Source organism: Citrobacter sp. wls619 (genome assembly GCF_005281345.1).
Classification (GTDB): domain Bacteria; phylum Pseudomonadota; class Gammaproteobacteria; order Enterobacterales; family Enterobacteriaceae; genus Citrobacter.
Map to the genome: position 1 here is coordinate 102560 of NZ_SZXJ01000098.1, position 22342 is coordinate 124901.

At 52.3% G+C, this 22342-nt stretch carries 21 protein-coding genes; 15 read left to right on the forward strand and 6 right to left on the reverse strand.

What is annotated here, in order from left to right:
- Positions 1–104 precede the first annotated feature (104 nt).
- Both nrdB and yfaE read left to right on the forward strand, forming a co-directional pair.
- Entirely contained in the window at positions 105–1235 is a 1131-nt protein-coding gene (gene nrdB, locus FDX19_RS20335) for a class Ia ribonucleoside-diphosphate reductase subunit beta (RefSeq protein WP_003834668.1), read from the forward strand.
- Positions 1235–1489 carry a ferredoxin-like diferric-tyrosyl radical cofactor maintenance protein YfaE gene (gene yfaE, locus FDX19_RS20340; RefSeq protein WP_115643144.1) on the forward strand — a complete coding sequence of 85 codons (255 nt, stop codon included), beginning with the start codon at positions 1235–1237 and terminating at the stop codon, positions 1487–1489. The genes nrdB and yfaE overlap by 1 nt, the downstream gene beginning before the upstream one ends.
- A gap of 3 nt (positions 1490–1492) precedes the next feature.
- Here the strand turns inward: yfaE and FDX19_RS20345 are convergent, their stop codons facing one another.
- On the reverse strand, positions 1493–2683 hold the full coding sequence (locus tag FDX19_RS20345; protein WP_137384131.1) for an MFS transporter: 1191 nt from the start codon (positions 2681–2683) through the stop codon (positions 1493–1495).
- Positions 2684–2901: 218 nt separating this feature from the next.
- On the opposite strand from FDX19_RS20345, the gene FDX19_RS20350 reads away from it, so the two are divergent.
- Positions 2902–3780, forward strand: coding sequence for a LysR family transcriptional regulator (locus tag FDX19_RS20350; protein WP_137384132.1), 879 nt, complete (start codon positions 2902–2904; stop codon positions 3778–3780).
- Positions 3781–3842: 62 nt separating this feature from the next.
- Here the strand turns inward: FDX19_RS20350 and glpQ are convergent, their stop codons facing one another.
- Both glpQ and glpT read right to left on the reverse strand, forming a co-directional pair.
- Positions 3843–4910, reverse strand: a complete 1068-nt coding sequence (gene glpQ / locus FDX19_RS20355; RefSeq protein WP_137384133.1) for a glycerophosphodiester phosphodiesterase — start codon at positions 4908–4910, stop codon at positions 3843–3845.
- Between the two features lie 3 nt (positions 4911–4913).
- Positions 4914–6272, reverse strand: a complete 1359-nt coding sequence (glpT, locus tag FDX19_RS20360; RefSeq protein ID WP_137384134.1) for a glycerol-3-phosphate transporter — start codon at positions 6270–6272, stop codon at positions 4914–4916.
- Between the two features lie 272 nt (positions 6273–6544).
- On the opposite strand from glpT, the gene glpA reads away from it, so the two are divergent.
- The 4 genes from glpA (at position 6545) to FDX19_RS20380 (ending at position 11736) form a co-directional block, all read left to right on the forward strand.
- Entirely contained in the window at positions 6545–8173 is a 1629-nt protein-coding gene (glpA, locus tag FDX19_RS20365; RefSeq protein ID WP_137384135.1) for an anaerobic glycerol-3-phosphate dehydrogenase subunit A, read from the forward strand.
- Positions 8163–9422 (forward strand): glycerol-3-phosphate dehydrogenase subunit GlpB, encoded by a 1260-nt coding sequence (glpB, locus tag FDX19_RS20370; RefSeq protein WP_137384136.1) that lies wholly within the window; start codon positions 8163–8165, stop codon positions 9420–9422. Before glpA ends, glpB begins: the two co-directional genes overlap by 11 nt.
- On the forward strand, positions 9419–10609 hold the full coding sequence (gene glpC, locus FDX19_RS20375) for an anaerobic glycerol-3-phosphate dehydrogenase subunit GlpC (protein WP_048211095.1): 1191 nt from the start codon (positions 9419–9421) through the stop codon (positions 10607–10609). Before glpB ends, glpC begins: the two co-directional genes overlap by 4 nt.
- A 185-nt stretch (positions 10610–10794) precedes the next feature.
- Positions 10795–11736, forward strand: a complete 942-nt coding sequence (locus FDX19_RS20380; protein WP_137384137.1) for an Rpn family recombination-promoting nuclease/putative transposase — start codon at positions 10795–10797, stop codon at positions 11734–11736.
- A gap of 38 nt (positions 11737–11774) precedes the next feature.
- Here FDX19_RS20380 and FDX19_RS20385 read toward each other — a convergent pair whose 3' ends face one another.
- Positions 11775–12971 carry a nicotinamide mononucleotide deamidase-related protein YfaY gene (locus FDX19_RS20385; protein ID WP_137384138.1) on the reverse strand — a complete coding sequence of 399 codons (1197 nt, stop codon included), beginning with the start codon at positions 12969–12971 and terminating at the stop codon, positions 11775–11777.
- Between the two features lie 79 nt (positions 12972–13050).
- The gene (locus tag FDX19_RS20390) at positions 13051–13593 is read right to left on the reverse strand and encodes a YfaZ family protein (RefSeq protein ID WP_048211092.1); all 543 of its coding nucleotides are present in this window, start codon (positions 13591–13593) and stop codon (positions 13051–13053) included.
- A gap of 318 nt (positions 13594–13911) precedes the next feature.
- Here FDX19_RS20390 and nudI point away from each other — a divergent pair, with 318 nt between their 5' ends.
- The 8 genes from nudI to arnF all read left to right on the forward strand — a co-directional run bounded on the left by nudI (position 13912) and on the right by arnF (position 22005).
- Positions 13912–14337: a nucleoside triphosphatase NudI gene (gene nudI, locus FDX19_RS20395; protein WP_137384139.1), complete on the forward strand. Its 426-nt coding sequence runs from the start codon at positions 13912–13914 to the stop codon at positions 14335–14337.
- 294 nt (positions 14338–14631) lie between these two features.
- Entirely contained in the window at positions 14632–15771 is a 1140-nt protein-coding gene (gene arnB, locus FDX19_RS20400) for a UDP-4-amino-4-deoxy-L-arabinose aminotransferase (RefSeq protein ID WP_137384269.1), read from the forward strand.
- A gap of 2 nt (positions 15772–15773) precedes the next feature.
- Complete coding sequence (gene arnC, locus FDX19_RS20405; protein ID WP_137384140.1) at positions 15774–16757, forward strand: undecaprenyl-phosphate 4-deoxy-4-formamido-L-arabinose transferase; 984 nt, start codon at positions 15774–15776, stop codon at positions 16755–16757.
- Positions 16754–18736, forward strand: a complete 1983-nt coding sequence (gene arnA / locus FDX19_RS20410; RefSeq protein ID WP_137384141.1) for a bifunctional UDP-4-amino-4-deoxy-L-arabinose formyltransferase/UDP-glucuronic acid oxidase ArnA — start codon at positions 16754–16756, stop codon at positions 18734–18736. The genes arnC and arnA overlap by 4 nt, the downstream gene beginning before the upstream one ends.
- Complete coding sequence (gene arnD, locus FDX19_RS20415; protein ID WP_137384142.1) at positions 18733–19635, forward strand: 4-deoxy-4-formamido-L-arabinose-phosphoundecaprenol deformylase; 903 nt, start codon at positions 18733–18735, stop codon at positions 19633–19635. Before arnA ends, arnD begins: the two co-directional genes overlap by 4 nt.
- Positions 19632–21287 carry a lipid IV(A) 4-amino-4-deoxy-L-arabinosyltransferase gene (gene arnT / locus FDX19_RS20420; protein ID WP_137384270.1) on the forward strand — a complete coding sequence of 552 codons (1656 nt, stop codon included), beginning with the start codon at positions 19632–19634 and terminating at the stop codon, positions 21285–21287. The genes arnD and arnT overlap by 4 nt, the downstream gene beginning before the upstream one ends.
- Complete coding sequence (arnE, locus tag FDX19_RS20425; protein ID WP_040230124.1) at positions 21284–21619, forward strand: 4-amino-4-deoxy-L-arabinose-phosphoundecaprenol flippase subunit ArnE; 336 nt, start codon at positions 21284–21286, stop codon at positions 21617–21619. Before arnT ends, arnE begins: the two co-directional genes overlap by 4 nt.
- Positions 21619–22005 carry a 4-amino-4-deoxy-L-arabinose-phosphoundecaprenol flippase subunit ArnF gene (gene arnF / locus FDX19_RS20430; RefSeq protein WP_137384143.1) on the forward strand — a complete coding sequence of 129 codons (387 nt, stop codon included), beginning with the start codon at positions 21619–21621 and terminating at the stop codon, positions 22003–22005. The genes arnE and arnF overlap by 1 nt, the downstream gene beginning before the upstream one ends.
- A gap of 2 nt (positions 22006–22007) precedes the next feature.
- Here arnF and pmrD read toward each other — a convergent pair whose 3' ends face one another.
- Positions 22008–22271 carry a signal transduction protein PmrD gene (pmrD, locus tag FDX19_RS20435; RefSeq protein ID WP_137384144.1) on the reverse strand — a complete coding sequence of 88 codons (264 nt, stop codon included), beginning with the start codon at positions 22269–22271 and terminating at the stop codon, positions 22008–22010.
- Positions 22272–22342 lie beyond the last annotated feature (71 nt).

Sequence of the window (22342 nt, forward strand, 5' to 3'; positions counted from 1 at the left end):
GCCGGGCGGCGCTACGCTTGTCCGGCCTATAAATTAATTCGCGGTAATGTAAGCCGGGTAAGCGAAGCGCGTCCGGCAATACATTCCAGACAGGATTCACATCAATGGCATACACCACTTTTTCACAGACGAAAAATGACCAGCTTCTGGAACCGATGTTTTTCGGCCAGCCGGTGAACGTCGCCCGCTACGACCAGCAAAAATATGACATCTTTGAAAAACTGATCGAAAAGCAGCTCTCTTTCTTCTGGCGTCCGGAAGAAGTCGACGTTTCACGTGACCGCATTGACTTCCAGGCACTGCCGGAACATGAAAAACATATTTTTATCAGCAACCTGAAATATCAAACGCTGCTGGACTCTATTCAGGGTCGTAGCCCGAACGTGGCGCTGTTGCCGCTAATTTCTATCCCTGAGCTGGAAACCTGGGTGGAAACGTGGGCATTTTCCGAAACTATTCACTCCCGCTCTTATACCCATATCATCCGTAATATCGTTAACGATCCCGCGGTAGTGTTCGACGATATCGTCACCAACGAACAGATCCAGAAACGCGCGGAAGGCATTTCCAGCTACTACGATGAGTTGATCGAGATGACCAGCTACTGGCATCTGCTGGGCGAAGGCACGCATACGGTCAATGGTAAAACGGTTGTCGTCAACCTGCGTGAACTGAAGAAAAAACTGTATCTGTGCCTGATGAGCGTGAACGCGCTGGAAGCTATTCGCTTCTACGTCAGCTTTGCCTGCTCTTTTGCTTTTGCTGAACGCGAACTGATGGAAGGCAATGCAAAAATCATTCGTCTGATTGCCCGTGATGAAGCCCTGCATCTGACCGGCACCCAGCATATGCTGAACCTGCTGCGCAGCGGTGTCGACGATCCAGAGATGGCCGAAATTGCCGAAGAGTGTAAACAAGAGTGCTATGACCTGTTTGTACAGGCCGCGCTGCAGGAAAAAGAGTGGGCAGATTATCTGTTCCGTGACGGCTCGATGATCGGTCTGAACAAAGATATCCTGTGCCAGTACGTTGAGTACATCACCAATATCCGTATGCAGGCTGTTGGTCTTGATCTGCCATTCCAGACACGCTCTAACCCGATCCCGTGGATCAATACCTGGCTGGTATCCGATAACGTCCAGGTTGCACCGCAGGAAGTGGAAGTCAGCTCTTATCTGGTCGGCCAAATCGACGCCGAAGTTGATACCGACGACCTGAGTAATTTCCAGCTCTGATGGGCCGCGTGACTCTGCGCATCTCTGGCACACAACTGCTGTGCCAGGATGAACATCCTTCCCTGCTCGCCGCGCTCGAATCGCACAACGTTGAAGTCGAGTATCAGTGCCGTGAAGGTTACTGCGGTTCCTGCCGCACCCGCCTGGTGGCGGGACAGGTTGACTGGATTGCAGAACCTCTGGCGTTTATTCAGCCGGGCGAGATATTGCCCTGCTGTTGCCGGGCAAACGGGGATATTGAGATTGAAATGTAGTGCTTAGTGGACTTCATGCGCGGAGACCAGTACCACGTCGCCGCGTTTTTTCATCTGCATGATATACAACGCCCCGGCCAGCACCACCAGCAAAGCCCCAACCAGGTAAATCGCCCGATACCCCACACCTTCAACCATCATGCCCATAATGAACGCACCAATCGCCATTCCCGCATCCATTGCACTGAAAAACAGCGAATTGGCAACACCGATTTTGTGCGGCTCCACCGAGCTAATAATTTGTGTCTGAAACACAGGCGTCACTGAGCCATAACCGATACCGATCAATCCGCCGGCCAGAATCATCATCATACTCCCGTTGGTGTAACCCAGCGCCACCAGCCCAGCGGTGAAGGCCAGCAAGCACGGGTAAACCACGTATTTCGGCCCTTTTTTATCACAGATATTGCCGGTAAAGGTTCGGCAGACCATCAGGCAAATAGCGTAGCAAAGCAGGAAATTACTGGCGGCCGCCATCAAATCCAATTCGCGGGCATACAATGCAAGGAAGGCTGAAACGCCCGCATAGGAAAAGGTCATAAAGAATGTCACCATCGCGAAAGGCAGCGCAGCGCGGTCAAACATGGCGGCAAAGCCCAGCTTCGGTTTAGAACCATCAGCGTGACGAATCACCGGCGGTACGGCGACAATCAGTGACAGCCCAATCCCCAGCGCCGCCACAGCCGTACACAGCCAGAATGCAGCGGTGTAGGCTTCCCAGCGCGCCATGTTCAGCCCGACCCATGGCCCAACAACCATTGCCAGTCCCATGGCTAACGAGAAAAAACTGATGCCCTCCCCACGTCGGGAGGCCGGTATCAACCGCGCGGAAATCGTTCCTTTTACCGTGGTTATAACGCCAAACGTTACACCATGAAGCACCCGAATCAGCAGGAGTGATTCAATTGAATGGCAAATCGGATACAGCGCAGTGACCACCAAAAAGGCCAGAGAAGAGAGCACCAGAATCGTTTTATTCGAATATTTCCCCACCCACTGCCCGGCAAAAGGACGGACAAGAATGGCAGCGCCCAAAAAGAACGTGACTAATAAACCGGCTTTATCAGGCGTCGCATGCAGGCGATCCGAAATATAGATCGGAAGCAGAGTCAGCAGGACATAAAAAACAAAAAAGATAATAAAGCTGATAATCGTTATTGCCCAAAAATCCTTCGTCCACAGTTTTTCTTTCATTTTTCGACAACCTGTTCAGACGGCGCACGCAGGCAACGCTCAGCTCAACTGAACCACGGACAGGTGCGTCAAAATGTGATTTATACCCGTCATACTTCACGTTGCTTACGTGTTGGCTACGCCAATTATTTTGGGTATTGAATGTAGAAAGTCAGTATAAACAGGCCTATGCTATTAGAGAAATTAATCATTTTAATTATATTGATTAGAGACAACTAATGACATTAACGCAGATCCACGCCCTGCTTGCCGTTCTTGAGTACGGAGGTTTTACCGAAGCCAGCAAACGGCTCTATACGACCCAATCGGCAGTGAGTCAGGCTATTTCAGCGCTTGAAGAAGAGCTGGGCATCGATATTTTGATCCGTGAGCGTCGAAAAGATATTCAGCTAACGCCAGCCGGTTCCCGACTTCTCCCACATCTGCGGGAGATTATCGTGCAAACGCACGCGGTCAAAGAGATTGCCGAGCAGGAGAAGCAAAACCCAATTCGTACCCTGCACATTGGCTGTTTTCCCAGCGCATGCGCCTGCATTTTGCCCGGCATCATCCGCTACTTTGAGCACCAGCACCCTACTATCAAAATCATACCCTACGAAGAAAACAGCAACGAGATAGTGGATTCACTTCGCAATGGCAGCATTGATGCAGGCTTTGTACACTTCCCGGTCAGTAATATGTATTGCGTCCCGGTCATTCGCGACAGATTCACCGTAGTGGTTCCCGAAAGCCACCCGCTGGCAGCCAACACCACCGTTTCGCTGGAAGAACTGATGGGAGAGCCGCTGATTATCAGTAAAGGCCGCTATGAATTAAGCATCATGACGTTGTTTAAAGAAAAAGGGATTGAGCCAGTTATTAAATACGAATTTAACCACCCGGATACCGCAATGAGCTTTATTCGCCAGGGGCTGGGGATTGCATTATTACCGGAACTCACGCTGAAGGCAGTAGGCGGGGAAATTCGCTCAGTGGCGCTGGAGCCAACGTTTTATCGACAAATATCATTATTGGCAAAAGAGCCGCCGGTAGACGGCAGCCCTTTATTTCTACTGCAGGCATATATGGAATCGTTGACTGCTGACGGCCTCATCTAGCAATCTGCTCACGCTTCACCAATAAGGCCTGCGAAAATACGTTCATCGCAGGCCTTCTGCCGTTACTCTTTATGCAGGAATTTCACCGCTTTGTCGGGGAAGTCGGTGAACAGCCCGTCAACGCCCGCCTTGTTGTACAACACGTCATACAACTGGTTTACATCAGTTGCATAATCCGGCAGCTGATCGGCACGAACAGTATAAGGATGCACCACCATCTTGTTCTGGTGCGCGTCCTGTACCATACCCGTTAATGAGATATTGCCCTTACTGGACTTCTCATCAACCAGCATATGGTAGTCCGGCCCAATGCCGTCCGCATACTCCGCCACCTGCTTCATGGCACCCGGTTTGAACATCCAGTCGTAGTTGTAATTCACCCAACTGCCGTCTGGCTTTTTCTCCTGAGTTTCATTCCAGTCAGTGTACGCAATCAACTGCACCAGATTGAGATCCATTCCCATCTTCGGTTCCAGTTCATTTTTGATGCGTTTTAACTCCGCAACATCAAAGCACTGCAGATAGACATTGTCTTGTTTACCGGTGTACCCGTACTTTTTCAGCACTTCCAGCGTTTTAGCGGCGATGTCCTTCCCTTCCTGGTGATGGAACCACGGCGCTTTCATTTCCGGGTAAATACCGATGTTTTTGCCGGTTGAATGATTTAATCCCTGAACAAACTCAATTTCTTCTTCGAAAGTGTGCACACGGAAATCAGATTTACCCATCGGGAAACGCCCTGGATATGTCTGTACCTTTTTGCCATTTTCGATATCAAAACCTTCGGTAAATTTCAGCGATTTGATCTCATCCAGCGTAAAGTCAATGGCATAGTAACGCCCATCTTTACGCGCACGATCCGGAAAGCGCTCAGCAACATCGGTTACGCGGTCAAGATAGTGGTCATGCAGGACAACCAGATGATCATCCTTGGTCATCACCAAATCCTGCTCCAGAAAATCCGCGCCCTGAGCATAAGCCATCGCCTTCGCAGGCAGCGTATGCTCCGGTAAATATCCGCTGGCGCCACGGTGCGCAATGACAATTTTATCTGCGGCAACCGCCGCACTGCTAACAACCATACCTGCCAGCATCAGCGCGACGCTGAGACTTTTCAATGTGGTTTTCATTCATTAGCCCCCGTTACGCTTCAGCATCATTTCTGCATGATGGCGTTTTTCACCAATCATGACGACCACCAGCAGAATCACCGCCAGTACGCTACCGCCAATCATTACCATGAAGCCGCCATCCCAGCCGAAGAAGTCAACGGTGTAACCGACAATGGCGCTCGCCGCGACAGAGCCGCCCAGGTAGCCGAACAGTCCGGTGAAGCCTGCCGCTGTCCCCGCCGCTTTTTTCGGTGCCAGTTCCAGCGCATGCAGACCGATCAACATGACCGGGCCGTAGATCAGGAAGCCGATGATAATCATACAAGCCATATCCACGTTCGGATTGCCTGCCGGGTTCATCCAGTAAACGACCGTCGCGATGGTGACCAGCGTCATAAAGAACACGCCGGTGGCACCACGGTTACCGCGGAAGACTTTATCCGACATCCAGCCGCACAGCAGCGTACCTGGGATACCGGCATACTCGTACAGGAAGTAAGCCCAGGACGATTTATCCAGTGCAAAATGCTTCACTTCTTTCAGATAGGTCGGTGACCAGTCCAGGATACCGTAACGCAGCAGATAGACGAACACGTTGGCGATAGCGATATACCACAACAGTTTGTTCGGCAGTACGTATTGCATGAAGATCTGCTTCGCAGTCAGCTCTTCTTCCGCTTTTTCGTTGTAATCATCCGGATAGTCGTTCTTGTACTCTTCGATAGGCGGCAGGCCACAGGACTGCGGCGTATCACGCATCATCGCAAAGGCGAACAGCGCAACGACTATCGCACCAAAGGCAGGCATGTACAGCGCCGCTTTCCAGTCGTTAAACCAGGCCATACCCAGCAGGAACAGCAGCGGAGGCAGACCGCCACCGACGTTATGCGCACAGTTCCAGACGGAAACGATGCCGCCACGCTCTTTCTGCGACCACCAGTGCACCATAGTACGGCCACACGGCGGCCACCCCATCCCCTGGAACCAACCGCAGAGGAACAGCAGCACAAACATGACGGCAATGCTGGATGTCGCCCACGGCACGAAGCCCATGAACAGCATCACCGCAGCAGCCAGAATCAGGCCCGCGGGCAGGAAAACGCGCGGATTCGAGCGATCCGAGACGGACCCCATGATGAATTTCGAAAATCCGTATGCAATGGAGATGCCGGACAACGCAAAGCCCAGATCGCCACGAGAGAACCCCTGTTCAACCAGATACGGCATGGCCAGAGCAAAGTTCTTACGTACCAGATAGTACGCGGCATAGCCGAAAAATATCCCCAGGAAAATCTGCCAGCGCAATCGACGATAAGTCGGATCGATCTCCGCTGCAGCTAAACGCGCTTTGTGTGGCGCAGGTTTAAAAATGCTCAACATATATAGTAGCCTCCGTGGCCGTCTTTCATTCGAAGGAAACACTGCAGATTGCCGTAACAACCCTACCGCTCCCAGTGTGGCCGCGATGTTAAGGAAACATTCCGGGCAATAATGTGAATTACAGCACAGATTGTTACACATTTATGACAAATGTTCATAAAAGCGCACGGAATCACGTTTCATTTTCGAATTATGAGCGATTATGCGCGAAATCAAACAATCCATGTTTTTTATGTGGCTAAATGATAAAAAACGAACTGTGAGGAAAAACAATGAAAACTCGCGACTCGCAAACAAGTGACGTGATTATCATTGGTGGAGGAGCAACAGGTGCAGGGATCGCACGCGACTGTGCCCTGCGCGGATTGCGCGTCATCTTAGTAGAACGCCACGATATCGCGACAGGCGCAACGGGCCGTAACCACGGCCTGCTGCACAGCGGAGCACGTTACGCCGTTACTGACGCTGAATCTGCCCGCGAATGCATTAGCGAAAACCAAATTCTGAAACGTATCGCCCGCCATTGTGTTGAGCCGACGGACGGTCTGTTTATTACGCTGCCGGAAGATGAACTCTCTTTCCAGGCCACCTTTATACGTGCCTGTGAAGACGCAGGCATCCGCGCAGAAGCGATTGATCCCCAACAGGCGCGTATTATCGAACCTTCGGTAAACCCACAACTGATTGGCGCAGTGAAAGTGCCAGACGGTACCGTTGATCCTTTCCGCTTAACCGCCGCCAACATGCTGGATGCACGAGAGCACGGTGCGATTATCTTAACGGCCCATGAAGTGACGGGGCTGATTCGTGAAGGTGCGACGGTGTGCGGGGTGAACGTACGCAACCATCTGACGGGTGAGATGCAGTCTCTGCATGCGCCGGTGGTCGTGAACGCCGCCGGGATCTGGGGGCAGCGCATTGCGGAATATGCCGACCTGAGCATCCGTATGTTCCCGGCGAAAGGTTCTCTGTTGATCATGGACCATCGTATAAATCAGCATGTTATCAACCGCTGCCGTAAGCCATCTGACGCCGATATTCTGGTGCCTGGCGATACCATTTCGTTGATCGGTACAACCTCGCAGCACATTGATTACGACGATATCGACAGCAACCGCGTCACCGCAGAAGAGGTGGATATTCTGCTGCGTGAAGGTGAGAAGCTGGCGCCAATTATGGCGAAAACTCGCATCCTGCGTGCTTACTCCGGTGTGCGTCCGCTGGTGGCCAGCGACGACGACCCGACCGGTCGTAACGTCAGCCGCGGAATTGTACTGTTCGATCATGCACAGCGCGACGGACTGGACGGATTTATCACCATTACCGGCGGTAAACTGATGACCTACCGCCTAATGGCGGAATGGGCCACCGATGCAGTGTGCCGCAAACTGGGCAATTCTCGCCCTTGTACGACCGCAGAGACAGCACTGCCGGGCTCACAGGAGTCGACCGAACACACGCTTAAACGCGTTATCTCTTTGCCAGCACCACTGCGCGGCTCGGCGGTCTACCGCCATGGCGACCGCACCCCGGCATGGCTTAGCGAAGGCCGTCAGCACCGCAGCCTGGTCTGTGAATGTGAAGCCGTCACCGCAGGTGAAGTGCAATATGCCGTTGAAAATTTAACCGTCAACAGTTTGCTCGATTTACGTCGTCGCACCCGCGTCGGGATGGGAACGTGTCAGGGCGAATTGTGTGCCTGCCGCGCCGCAGGTTTGCTACAACGTTTTAATGTCACCACCGCCGCACAATCTATCACCCAGCTTTCCGAATTCCTCAACGAACGCTGGAAAGGCGTGCAGCCTATCGCGTGGGGAGATGCACTGCGCGAAAGCGAGTTCACCCGCTGGGTTTATCAGGGGTTATGCGGTCTGGAAAAGGAGCACCAGGATGAAATTTGATACCGTCATTATCGGCGGCGGTCTCGCCGGGCTGGTGTGTGGCCTGCAACTGCAAAAAAGCGGGTTGCGCTGCACGATTGTTACCCGCGGCCAAAGCGCCCTGCACTTCTCCTCCGGCTCACTGGATTTGCTCAGCAACCTGCCGGATGGTCAACCGGTAACTGACATTGAAGCGGGGCTGAATGCGCTGCGTACTCAGGCACCGGGTCATCCTTATAGCACCATCGGAACCCACAACGTTCTGGAACTGGCCCAGCAGGCGCAGAATCTGTTGGAAGCGTGCGGAACACATTTGCACGGTAAGGTTCATCAGGCTCATCAACGTGTAACACCGTTGGGAACCCTGCGTTCAACCTGGCTTAGTTCAGCGGAAGTGCCGGTCTGGCCGTTATCAGCACAACGTGTCTGTGTGGTGGGAATCAGCGGCTTACTGGATTTCCAGGGGCACCTTGCCGCAGCCTCACTGCGCCAGCGTAACCTCAGCGTCGAAACGGCTGAAATCGATTTGCCAGAACTGGATGTCCTGCGTGATAACCCAACCGAATTTCGCGCCGTCAACATTGCACGTCTGTTAGATAACGAAGATAAATGGTCGCTGCTCTATGACGCCCTGCTGCCAATCGCAAAAACCTGCGACATGATAATTATGCCAGCCTGTTTCGGCCTGGCTGACGATCGGCTCTGGAAGTGGCTCAACGACCGTCTGCCCTGCTCACTGATGTTATTACCCACTTTACCGCCGTCAGTGCTGGGCATGCGCCTGCATAACAAATTGCAGCGCCAGTTTGTACGCCAGGGTGGGGTGTGGATGCCGGGCGATGAAGTGAAAAAAATCACCTGTCAGGATGGCGTTGTCAGCGAAATCTGGACCCGCAACCATGCCGATATTCCATTACGCCCACGCTTCGCCGTGCTCGCCAGCGGCAGCTTCTTTAGCAGCGGACTGGTTGCCACGCGGGAGGCCGTTCATGAGCCGATTCTCGGTCTGGATGTGCAACAAACCGCCACACGTGCGCAGTGGTATCAGCGTGACGTCTTTGATCCGCAGCCGTGGCAACAGTTTGGCGTAACCACCGATGCTGAACTGCGTCCATCGCTTGCAGGAAAAACAGTAGAGAATATGTTTGCCATCGGATCGGTACTTGGCGGTTTTGACCCTATCGCCCAGGGTTGCGGAGGCGGCGTGTGCGCTGTCAGCGCTTTACACGCCGCACATCATATTGCGAAACGTGCAGGAGGCCAGCAATGAGCGACACACGTTTTGAAAGTTGTATCAAATGCACAGTGTGCACCACAGCCTGCCCGGTAAGCCGTGTCAACCCAGGTTACCCTGGCCCTAAACAAGCCGGGCCTGACGGTGAACGCCTGCGTTTGAAAGATGGTGCGTTATATGACGATGCGCTGAAATATTGCATCAACTGCAAACGCTGTGAAGTGGCCTGCCCTTCGGATGTCAAAATTGGCGATATCATTCAACGCGCACGTGCCAAATACGACACGACGCGTCCGTCGATACGTAACTTTGTCTTAAGCCATACCGATTTGATGGGCAGTGTTTCTACGCCGTTCGCACCTATCGTGAACACCGCTACATCATTGAAACCGGTGCGTCAGCTTCTTGATTATGCGCTAAAAATCGATCATCGCCGTACGCTGCCGAAGTACTCCTTCGGGACCTTCCGTCGCTGGTATCGCAGCATAGCCGCGCAACAGGCGCAGTATCAGGATCAGGTTGCGTTTTTCCACGGTTGCTTTGTGAACTACAACCATCCGCAACTCGGTAAAGATCTGATAAAAGTGCTGAATGCGATGGGTACCGGCGTACAACTGCTGAGTAAAGAGAAATGCTGTGGTGTACCACTGATCGCCAACGGTTTCACCGATAAAGCACGTAAGCAGGCGGTAAGTAACGTGGCTTCACTGCGAGAAGCGATTGACGGAAAAGGCATCCCGGTTATTGCCACCTCTTCAACCTGTACCTTTGCGCTACGCGATGAATACCCTGAAGTACTGGATGTCGACAACTCAGGTCTGCGCGAACATATTGAACTGGCTACACGCTGGCTGTGGCGCAAGCTGGATGAAGGGAAAACGTTGCCGCTGAAAACGTTGCCGCTAAAAGTGGTCTATCACACACCCTGTCATATGGAGAAAATGGGCTGGACACTCTATACGCTGGAACTGCTGCGACAAATTCCTGGGCTTGAACTGACTGTGCTGGATTCACAGTGCTGTGGGATCGCCGGAACGTACGGATTCAAAAAGGAAAACTATCCGACATCACAGTCAATCGGCGCACCGTTATTCCGCCAGATTGAAGAAAGCGGCGCGGATATCGTCGTGACCGACTGCGAAACGTGTAAATGGCAGATTGAGATGTCTACCAGTAAGCGCTGCGAACATCCGATCACCCTGCTTGCCAAAGCGTTGGGTTAAACCTGTTGCCCGGTGTCATTTGCTACCGGGCATTTTTTTACGTAGCCCGTTCCGCTTAATTGAATACGTTGCAGTCGGGCGTATTTATCTCTGATTTACCCACGCAAAGACCCCATTTCCCGCATGCAGCGCATATTAAAAGTGGATACCGTCACGCCATCTTCTCTTTCTGGTGACGGACTACCATGGCTAAATCCACTACATCTACACCGCATGATGCCGTTTTTAAAAAGATAATGTCTTACCCTGAGATGGCTCGGGATTATCTGGATATACATCTTCCCACCGCATTACGTGAGATATGCGATTTACAAACGCTGAAGCTGGAGTCCACCAGTTTTATCGAACAAGATCTCCGCGCATACTACTCTGACGTAGTGTGGTCGTTAAAAACCCGCGAAGGCCAGGGCTATATCTATTGTGTTATTGAACATCAGAGTACGGCGGTACAGCACATGGCATTTCGCCTGATGCGTTATGCCACTGCTGCGATGCAGTATCATCTTGATGCCGGCAATAAAACGCTGCCGCTGGTAATCCCCATGTTGTTTTATCACGGTCAACAAAGTCCTTATCCCTGGTCACTCAACTGGCTGGATGAATTTGACAATCCACAGCTGGCACGACAGCTTTATTCAGAAGCCTTTCCGCTGGTCGACATTACCGTAATACCTGACGATGAAATCGCACAACATCGGCGTGTTGCACTGCTAGAGTTGATGCAAAAACATATACGCGATCGCGATTTGATGGGATTAGTGGACCGCCTGGTCTCGCTATTAGTTACAAGCACCGCTAATGACAGCCAGCTACAAACGCTATTTAATTACCTGCTACGGTACGGTGACGTTTCTCACGTCAGCGAATTTATCCATGAAGTTGCCGAACGTTCCCCCCACCATAAGGAGAAGTTGATGACAATCGCAGAGAGGCTAAAACAAGAAGGTCACCACAATGGGCTACAACAAGGGATACAGCAAGGGATACAACAAGGATTAGCGCAAGGAGTACAGAAAGGTACGCAAGAAGAAGCCTTACGTATCGCGCGCATGATGCTGGTAAATGGAATTGATCGTGATTTGGTTCGGTTAATTACTGGGCTATTGCCTGACGATGTCACAGAATGAGTCAGATTGGGAAGGTTTTTAGCCTTCCCTATCAATCATTAAATCGTGAGCGATTCAACCACGTCTATCCAGCCGTGTTCCCCGGCGATATCCTGACCATTTAGCCAACGCCGCAGCATATTAAGCGCCATCATTGCGCAAACTTCCTGACGAACAGCCAAACTGTAGCGATTTGCATTGAGTCGCACCCGCAAGGCATGCGTGCCGTCAGGTGTTGCCAGTGCGAAGTTAATATATTCGTTTTCGAAACCCGATACCGCCAGCGCCAGCTCGGCATAATGGTTGCCGCGTCGCTCGGTTATCCAGTGCGCCGTTTGTGCCAGCGTTTCTTCCTGAGATGGCACCACCTCGCTCGCTAACAGCGGGGCACTGGCGCGAGACAGCTGCAGGGCGATTAAGCCTCCGGTAAATTGCTCGCTCAGCGTCAGACTGTACTGGCGATCCTGGAGCTTACGGGCAATTTGCGCAGGTAGCCCTTCGGTACCTTCAAAAATCATATTCTGGCCAGCAACGCGTTTCACCTCTGGCCATAGCGCCAGCATCGCTTCACGTTGGGAATCGGGTCCGGTTAACTTCAGCTCGATAATCGGCATCGACGAGCGATACCCCATTGTCACTCCGGGCGGTAAAACCAGAGAGTCCAGGCTCTGCGCCAGATCGCTTTCAGAACGACCAAAGGTCGTTAAGCGCAGGCATAGCGGGGGCTGAGAGAGAGAAAAACGTTCACGCAGGCGCGGCAGGATCTCATGTTCAACCATGACTTTAAATTCTGACGGCACACCCGGCGTAAAGAACATCAGGCAGCGATTAAGCTTCACGGCGAACCCGCAGGCAGTTCCAACCGGATTATTGATAAACTCCGCGCTGGCCGGAAGCTCAGCCTGTTTGCGATTGCTCGGCGCCATCACACGTCCCCGCTCACGGAAAAAACGCGTCATTTCGGCCAGCCACGCTTCATGCAGAACCAGCCCTTCACCTTTTGCGGTTGCCGCCGCCAGTGCGCTCAAATCATCGCTGGTCGGCCCTAAGCCACCATTGACGATCAGCACATCAGCATGTTCGCTACGCTCACGCAGAATAGCGACCAAATCGTTCAGATTGTCGCCTACCGTATTGCGGCGTGTTAACGGTAATCCCTGATTAAAGAAAAAATCGGCCAGCCAGGCGGCATTGGTGTCGACGATTTGTCCGTGCAACACTTCATCCCCGGTGGATAGCATCTCCACGTTTAACATCGTGTTCTCCTGCTTTTATGATGAAAACACTATAACGCATGGAGGGGGGAAGGCGCGACTGAACGCCGCGCCTGGTCGATTAGAAACTGGCGTTAACCCCGATGTATGGGCCGTCAGCAATCGCGTTATCACGATTGCCATCTTTACCCGCCAGATTCAGGTAACGGTAACCTGCTTCAATGCTCAGCGGACGCATAATCGTCAGGCGCGCACCGGCATTTGCTTCTTCGTAGCTGTCGATCCCGCTGGAGAGTGAATCCGGGGAGTAGTAGTATTCGCCAAACAGACGGAAACTGTCGCCAATCGGCCACTGTAAACCACCACCGACAGCGGCCGCGTAGCCTTCATCACCGTCTTTCGGGTTGGTATAAATACCTTTCCCACCGACGGTTGCCAGCAACGGTCCCAGAGGGATATTCAGACCAAGGCCAAGCCCTGCAACATCACCGTCGTCATCGTTATGCATCCAGTTGCCGCTAACAGCCAGCCCGGTGGACTCAGTCCCCATACCGAAACCGAGGTTAGTGTAATCTTCGCCAGCCTGACCGCTAATGCTAATCGCATTCGCCGACGCAGAAACAAACAGCATTCCGGCAAAACCCAGTAATAAACTTTTTTTCATTTTCTATCCTTTCCAGCAAGAATCAAAACATAGCCCCAAAACCGCTGGATTGTACTGCCAGATGGCGAGGAATCAATGAGCTAAAAAAGCGATACAATGACATATTGTAACTAAATACTACCCGCAATGTTTCAGTAAGGTTAAGTTCTTGCCTGAAATAGAGGGTAAAAGGCACCTGATCGCCGTTTTCAACAGACAACGTTATTTTCCCCGGCAAAGCAGGCTTAAACAGCAATGAAGCGTTTTTTCTGTCGCCTGCAAAAGGTAAGATGTGTTAACGATGGACTCCTCCGCCCCTCCCCTACAAGGAACAGACTTATGCGTCAAAGAACGATTGTTTGCCCACTCATTCAAAATGAAGGCTGTTATTTATTGTGCAAAATGGCCGACGATCGCGGTGTTTTCCCTGGCCAGTGGGCGTTGTCTGGCGGCGGCGTTGAGCCAGGCGAACGTATCGAAGAAGCCTTACGTCGGGAAATCAGGGAAGAGCTGGGAGAACACCTCGAGTTATCGCAGATTGCCCCCTGGACCTTCAGTGACGATATTCGAACCAAAACCTATGCTGATGGTCGCCAGGAAGAGATTTACATGATTTATCTCATCTTCGATTGTATTTCCGCCAACCGTGAAGTGAAAATTAACGAAGAGTTCCAGGATTTCGCCTGGGTTAAACCGGAAGATCTCGCCCATTACGACCTAAACGTCGCCACACGTAAAACGTTAACATTGAAAGGGTTATTGTAAGTTCACAGGGTGATAGCAGCAGAATATTGCCCCTTCAGATCATGGCATTGCACTCATCATTCAGCAGCAGACCTGCGATGCCATAGCCACAACAAAACACGCGTAAAAATCATTTATTTTCAGACAAATAAAATAATCTCCTCCGCATTCCTCTTTATATCTCCAACCTTAAACTCTTAAGGATAAATTAACCTTCAGTCTTTAACCTTTGTGGCCTGATGAAATAATTAACGATGCCCCTGTTTATCACTAAAAATAAAACGGCGGTGGCGTTAAATGGCTGAAGGAATAATGATGTCTGACTTTTTGCCTTTCTCCCGTCCGGCAATGGGTGATGAAGAACTTGCCGCAGTTAAGGCGGTTCTGGATTCAGGGTGGATAACCACGGGTCCTAAAAATCAGCAGTTGGAAGACGCTTTCTGCCAGCTCACAGGTAACCAAAACGCCGTTGCCGTCTGTTCCGCGACGGCAGGTATGCACATTACGCTAATGGCGCTGGGTGTGGGTGAAGGCGATGAAGTGATCACCCCGTCGATGACGTGGGTATCTACACTCAACATGATTGTCCTGCTGGGCGCCACACCGGTTATGATCGATGTCGACCGCGATACGCTGATGGTGACTCCTGAACACATTGAAGCCGCTATCACCCCGCGTACCAAAGCCATTATTCCCGTGCATTATGCCGGGGCCCCCGCCGATCTTGATGCCATTTACGCCATCGGTGAACGCTACGGAATCCCTGTTATTGAAGATGCAGCGCACGCCGTCGGAACGTTATACAAGGGTCGTCATGTTGGTGCTCGTGGTACCGCAATCTTTTCCTTTCACGCGATCAAGAATGTGACCTGTGCCGAGGGTGGACTGATTGTTACTGACGACAGCCAGCTCGCTCAACGGCTTCGTAGCCTGAAATTCCACGGCCTGGGGGTAGATGCTTATGACCGTCAAACCTATGGTCGCGCACCGCAGGCTGAAGTTCTCGCGCCGGGATACAAGTACAACCTGACAGACATCAACGCCGCCATCGCCCTGGTGCAGTTGAACAAGCTGGATCGCCTCAACGCGCGCCGGGCGCAAATTGCGCAGCAGTATCAACAGGCGCTGGCCGATACGCCGTTTCAACCGCTCACCCTGCCACAGTGGTCGCATGTGCACGCATGGCATTTGTTCATCATTCGCGTGGATGAAGCCCGCTGTGGGCTGAGCAGAGATGCTCTGATGGAAGCACTAAAGGCCAGAAATATTGGCACAGGCCTGCATTTTCGCGCGGCCCACACGCAGAAATATTATCGCGAACGTTTCACCGATCTTTCTCTGCCTAATACCGAATGGAATAGCGCACGCATTTGTTCACTGCCGCTATTTCCCGACATGACCGACGATGACACACAACGCGTCATTACGGCACTTCGCCAGATTGCAGGACAATAAGCATGTTTGAAGCCTCACCGATTAGTAAAGTCTCGGTGGTCATTCCCGTTTTTAACGAACAGGAAAGCCTGCCAGAATTAATCAGGCGCACCAGCGCCGCCTGCGAAAAACTGGATACTGAATATGAAATCCTGCTCATTGATGACGGTAGCAGTGACAATTCAGCTCAACTGATGATGGACGCCTCCCAGGCACCGAACAGCCATATTGTCTCTATTCTGTTGAATCGAAACTATGGGCAACACTCGGCGATTATGGCCGGTTTCAGCCACGTCACTGGCGACCTGATCATCACGTTGGATGCCGATTTGCAAAACCCGCCAGAGGAGATCCCGCGGCTGGTTGCCACGGCAAAAGAAGGCTTCGATGTCGTCGGAACGGTGCGTCAGAACCGCCAGGACACCCGCTTTCGTAAGACCGCCTCACGGATGATCAATCATCTGATTCAGCGCACCACCGGTAAAGCCATGGGCGATTATGGCTGCATGCTGCGCGCCTATCGCCGTCACATCGTCGATGCCATGTTGCATTGCCAGGAGCGCAGCACCTTTATTCCGATCCTGGCTAACATCTTTGCCCGCCGAGCCACGGAAATCCCGGTGCACCATGCCGAGCGTGAATTTGGCGACTCTAAGTACAGTTTCATGCGTCTGATAAACCTGATGTATGACCTGGTAACCTGCCTGACCACCACGCCATTGCGTATGTTAAGCCTGCTGGGCAGCATCATTGCCGCCACAGGCTTTACCCTGTCGGTCCTGCTTGTTGTTCTTCGCCTGACGCTCGGCCCGCAGTGGGCGGCAGAAGGTGTGTTTATGCTGTTTGCCGTGCTGTTTACCTTTATCGGCGCGCAATTCATTGGCATGGGATTACTCGGCGAATATATCGGTCGCATCTATAACGATGTCCGCGCACGCCCTCGCTATTTTGTTCAACACGTTATCCGTCCGCAAACCACGCAGTCAACTGAGGAAAACCGCGCATGAAAGCCGTCGTATTTGCCTATCACGATATGGGATGTCAGGGGGTTCAGGCCCTGTTGGATGCGGGTTATGACATCGCTGCGATTTTTACGCATGCCGATAACCCAGGTGAAAAAGCGTTTTTTGGCTCAGTTTCCCGCCTCGCTGCCAGCGCAGGAATTCCGGTGTACGCTCCGGACGAGGTCAATCATCCGTTGTGGATCGAGCGGATCGGCCAGTTCGCCCCCGATGTGATCTTCTCATTCTACTATCGCAATTTACTCAGCGATGAGATCCTGCGTCTTGCGCCTGCGGGAGCCTTTAATCTGCACGGCTCATTGCTGCCCAAATATCGTGGCCGTGCACCGCTGAACTGGGTATTAGTCAATGGCGAAACCGAAACAGGTGTGACGCTGCACCGCATGGTCAAGCGCGCAGATGCCGGTGCCATCGTCGCCCAGCAACGCATTACCATTTCCCCCGATGACGTGGCGTTAACCCTGCACCATAAATTATGCCAGTCTGCCCGCGAGGTACTGGCGCAGGTGCTGCCAGCCATCAAAGCCGGTGATTTTCAGGAATACCCACAGCAGGAAGCCGACGCCACCTGTTTTGGTCGCCGCACCCCGGAAGACAGTTTCCTCGACTGGAACAAACCCTGCGCACAACTGCACAACATGGTTCGCGCCGTGTCCGATCCATGGCCTGGTGCATTTAGCTATGCCGGTACGCAAAAATTCACCATCTGGTCATCACGCCAGAGTGCAAATACATCTGCGGCGCTGCCGGGAACGGTTATCTCCGTATCACCATTGCTGATTGCCTGTGCCGATGGCGCACTCGAAATCATTACCGGGCAAGCGGCTGATGGCATTACCATGCAGGGCTCACAGCTGGCACAAGTTTTGGGTCTGGTTGCCGGTTCTCGCCTCAACAGCCAGCCCGTCTCCGCGAGCAAACGCCGCACCCGCGTGTTGATCCTTGGCGTTAACGGTTTCATTGGCAACCACCTGACCGAACGTCTGCTGCGCGAAGATAACTACGAAATCTACGGGCTTGATATTGGCAGCGATGCGATTGAGCGTTTTCTGCAACACCCACGATTCCATTTTGTGGAAGGTGATATCAGCATTCACTCCGAATGGATTGAATATCATGTGAAAAAATGCGACGTCGTGCTGCCACTGGTCGCCATTGCCACGCCGATTGAATATACCCGCAACCCGCTGCGCGTCTTCGAACTCGATTTTGAAGAAAACCTGAAAATTATTCGTTACTGTGTCAAGTACCGCAAACGCATCATTTTCCCGTCAACATCTGAAGTTTACGGTATGTGTACCGATAAAGACTTCGATGAAGACAGCTCCAACCTGATCGTCGGCCCGGTTAATAAACCGCGCTGGATCTACTCGGTCTCTAAACAACTGCTGGATCGCGTCATTTGGGCATATGGTGAAAAAGAAGGATTACGTTTCACCTTATTCCGTCCGTTTAACTGGATGGGACCGCGTCTGGACAGCCTGAACGCCGCACGTATCGGCAGCTCACGTGCCATTACCCAACTGATCCTGAATCTGGTGGAAGGCTCCCCCATCAAGCTGATTGAAGGTGGTAAGCAAAAGCGCTGCTTTACCGACATTCGTGACGGTATCGAAGCCTTGTTCCGTATCATTGAAAACGACGGTGAGCGCTGTGATGGCGAGATCATCAATATCGGTAACCCGGATAACGAAGCCAGTATTCAGGAACTGGCTGAAATGCTCCTCTCCTGCTTCGAAAAACATCCATTGCGCCAACACTTCCCGCCGTTTGCGGGTTTCCGCGACGTTGAGAGTAGCAGCTACTATGGCAAAGGCTACCAGGACGTTGAGCACCGCAAACCCAGTATTCGTAACGCCAAACGTTGCCTGAACTGGGAACCAACAATCGAGATGCAAGAAACGGTTGAAGAGACGCTGGACTTCTTCTTACGCAGTGTGGATATCACGGAACACACATCATGACCAAAGTGGGCTTGCGTATAGATGTCGATACATTCAGGGGGACACGCGAAGGCGTGCCCCGCCTGCTGGAGACATTGAACCGGCATAACGTTCGGGCAAGTTTCTTTTTTAGCGTCGGGCCTGACAACATGGGACGCCATCTCTGGCGTCTGGTGAAGCCGCAATTTTTGTGGAAGATGCTCCGCTCAAACGCAGCCTCACTCTACGGGTGGGATATTTTACTGGCCGGCACCGCCTGGCCTGGAAAAGAAATTGGCCTGGCCAATGCGGCCATCATTTCGCAAGCTGCCCGGTATCACGAAACAGGCTTACACGCCTGGGATCATCATGCCTGGCAATCACGAAGCGGCAACTGGAACGATAAACAGCTGATTGATGATATTTCGCGGGGCATTAATGCGCTCGAAACAATCATTGGCCAACCCGTTACCTGCTCTGCCGTCGCTGGCTGGCGTGCCGACTCGCGCGTCGTCGAGGCGAAAGAAACAATCCATCTGCGCTATAACAGCGATTGCAGGGGAACATCGTTATTCCGTCCTGTACTTGAAACAGGAGAAATGGGGACGCCACAAATTCCGGTCACGCTACCGACATGGGATGAGGTGGTTGGTCAGGAGGTACAAGCAGAGGACTTCAACGACTATATTCTCTCCCGCATTCAGCGGGACAAAGGCACCCCGGTCTACACGATTCACGCAGAGGTGGAAGGCATTGCTTTTCAACAGAAATTTGATGATCTGCTCATTCGTGCCGCCGACGCAGGGATTACGTTTTGTCCGCTGGGCGAACTGTTACCAGACGATATCAGTACACTGCCAACGGGCCAGATCGTTCGTGGTAAAATACCCGGCAGAGAGGGATGGCTCGGCTGCCAGCAACCCGCGAGTGTGACACCATGAAATCCGCACGTTACGCCCTGGCATTTGTCGCATTTATTGCACTGTATTTTATTTTACCCATCAATAGCCGCCTGCTCTGGCAGCCCGACGAAACGCGCTATGCTGAAATCAGCCGGGAAATGCTGACGTCTGGCGACTGGATCGTCCCACATTTTTTAGGGCTACGCTATTTTGAAAAGCCCATCGCGGGGTACTGGTTAAACAGCATCGGGCAATGGTTGTTTGGCGCAAACAACTTTGGCGTCAGGGCGGGGGCTATTTTTGCAACCCTACTGACTGCACTCCTGGTCGCCTGGCTGGCAATGCGGCTATGGCGTGATAAACGTACGGCCCTACTCTCTGCCGTTATCTTTCTAACGTTTTTTTCTGTTTACAGTATCGGAACCTATGCGGTACTTGATCCCATTATCGCGCTGTGGCTGATGGCTGGCATGTGCTGTTTTTGGGAGGGAATGCAGGCCACCACCAGAACAGGTAAAATTGTCGCCTTTTTGCTGTTAGGATTCACCTGCGGCATGGGCGTGATGACCAAAGGCTTTCTCGCGCTCGCTGTCCCCGTCCTCAGCGTGTTGCCATGGGTTTTCGTGCAAAAGCGCTGGAAAGAGATCTTTATTTACGGCCTGTTGTCGATTATCAGCTGTATTGCCATTGTCCTGCCGTGGGGGCTGGCGATTGCACAACGCGAGCCCGACTTCTGGCACTACTTTTTCTGGATTGAGCATATTCAGCGTTTTGCGCAGGATGATGCCCAGCATAAAGCACCCTTCTGGTACTACATACCGGTTTTCGTGGCGGGCGCCTTACCCTGGCTCGGGCTACTACCGGGGGCATTGCGTACCGGCTGGCGTGAACGGGATGTTCCACGTAGCGCCTTATACCTGCTGAGCTGGATTATTATGCCGATCCTGTTTTTCAGTATCGCCAAAGGGAAGCTGCCAACCTATATTCTTTCCTGCTTCGCACCGCTGGCGATCCTTACCGCACGGTTTGGCTTGCAGGCGGCTGAAAAAGGTTCTGCAGCGCTGCGCGTCAACGGTTGGATCAACATTCTGTTCGGTGTTATTGGTATTGTCGCCACATTTATCGTGTCCACGCTCGGGCCGTTGAAGACACCGGTCTGGTCGCATATCGAAACGTATAAAGTGTTTTGCTCATGGGGTATCTTTATCACCTGGGCGCTATTTGGCTGGTATACGCTTAACAACCGTGAAAAAAACTGGAAATTAGCAGCGCTCTGCCCGCTGGGGCTGGCGCTGTTGTTCGGCTTCTCAGTACCGGACCGGGTAATGGAATCCAAACAGCCACAGTTTTTTGTCGAGATGAGCAAAGAGTCGCTGGAGTCGAGCCGTTATATTTTCACCGACAGTGTTGGCGTTGCCGCAGGCCTGGCCTGGAGCCTGAAACGCGATGACATCAACATGTACGGGCAAACAGGTGAGTTAAAATACGGCCTTAATTATCCGGATGCCCAGGGACGCTTTGTTAGCCGGGATGACTTTGCCGGCTGGTTGGCGCAACATCGTCAGGAGGGGATCATTACGCTCGTGCTGTCAATTTCGAAGGATGAAGATATTAATCAGCTTGCCATTCCCCCCGCCGACTATATCGACAATCAGGGGCGTCTGGTCTTGATTCAGTACCGGCCTAAATGATCTGGCTAACCTTAGTCCTTGCCAGCCTGCTCAGCGTCTGTGGACAATTGTGCCAGAAGCAGGCCACCCGCCCGGTACCCGCCCACGCGCGAACACGCTATATCGCGCAGTGGATTGGTCTGGCGCTGGCCTGTCTGGGACTGGCCATGCTGCTCTGGCTGGCAGTATTGCAGAATATTCCCGTCGGCATCGCCTACCCGATGCTAAGCCTGAACTTTGTATGGGTCACGCTGGCGGCATGGAAAATCTGGCGCGAACCTGTCACAACGCGTCACTGGCTGGGGGTTGGGCTACTCATCACCGGCATCTTTATTCTTGGGAGTGCGGTGTAATGGGCATCTTTTGGGGGCTGTGCAGCGTGATTATTACGTCGGTTGCTCAGCTAAGTCTGGGTTACGCGATGGATAATCTGCCGCCCATGCTGCAACCGCTGGCGTTTATCTCCGCCGTTTTTTCAACCAGCAGCAGCGCATTCGCCTTGTATGGCGGGCTGGTAGGTTATTTACTGTCAGTGATGTGCTGGCATAAAGCCCTGCATCAGCTCGCGCTGAGCAAAGCCTATGCCTTGCTCAGCCTCAGCTATGTGCTGGTGTGGATCGCATCAATGATTTTACCTGGCTGGCAGGGAACCTTCTCAATAAAAGCCCTGGTGGGTGTGCTGTGTATTATGGCGGGATTAATGACCATATTCTTACCTGCCCGCCAACACACGCCCTGAGATCATTTATCGTCAGACAGTTGTCGCAGACGCTCCCATTCTTCACAGAGATACTGTCTGGCATCAATGATTTTAATCACTCGCGATGTGTCACGGTTAATACAATACTGGGCATCTTTTAGCGGTGACAGCAGATCGCCTACTTTTACACGCTCGCAGGCTTGCGCTTCAGCCAGCATTTTCAACGAACCACCGGTATCACAAAGTACAATATAGAGCCTCCCTGCTTTTCGGTTACAGCAAGACTTCTTCACATGCCATTCCATAGCGCACCTTTTGCTAATGATTTTCACAATAGGTTACACTTTAGCAGATAAACCAAAGGACAATGGCCCGG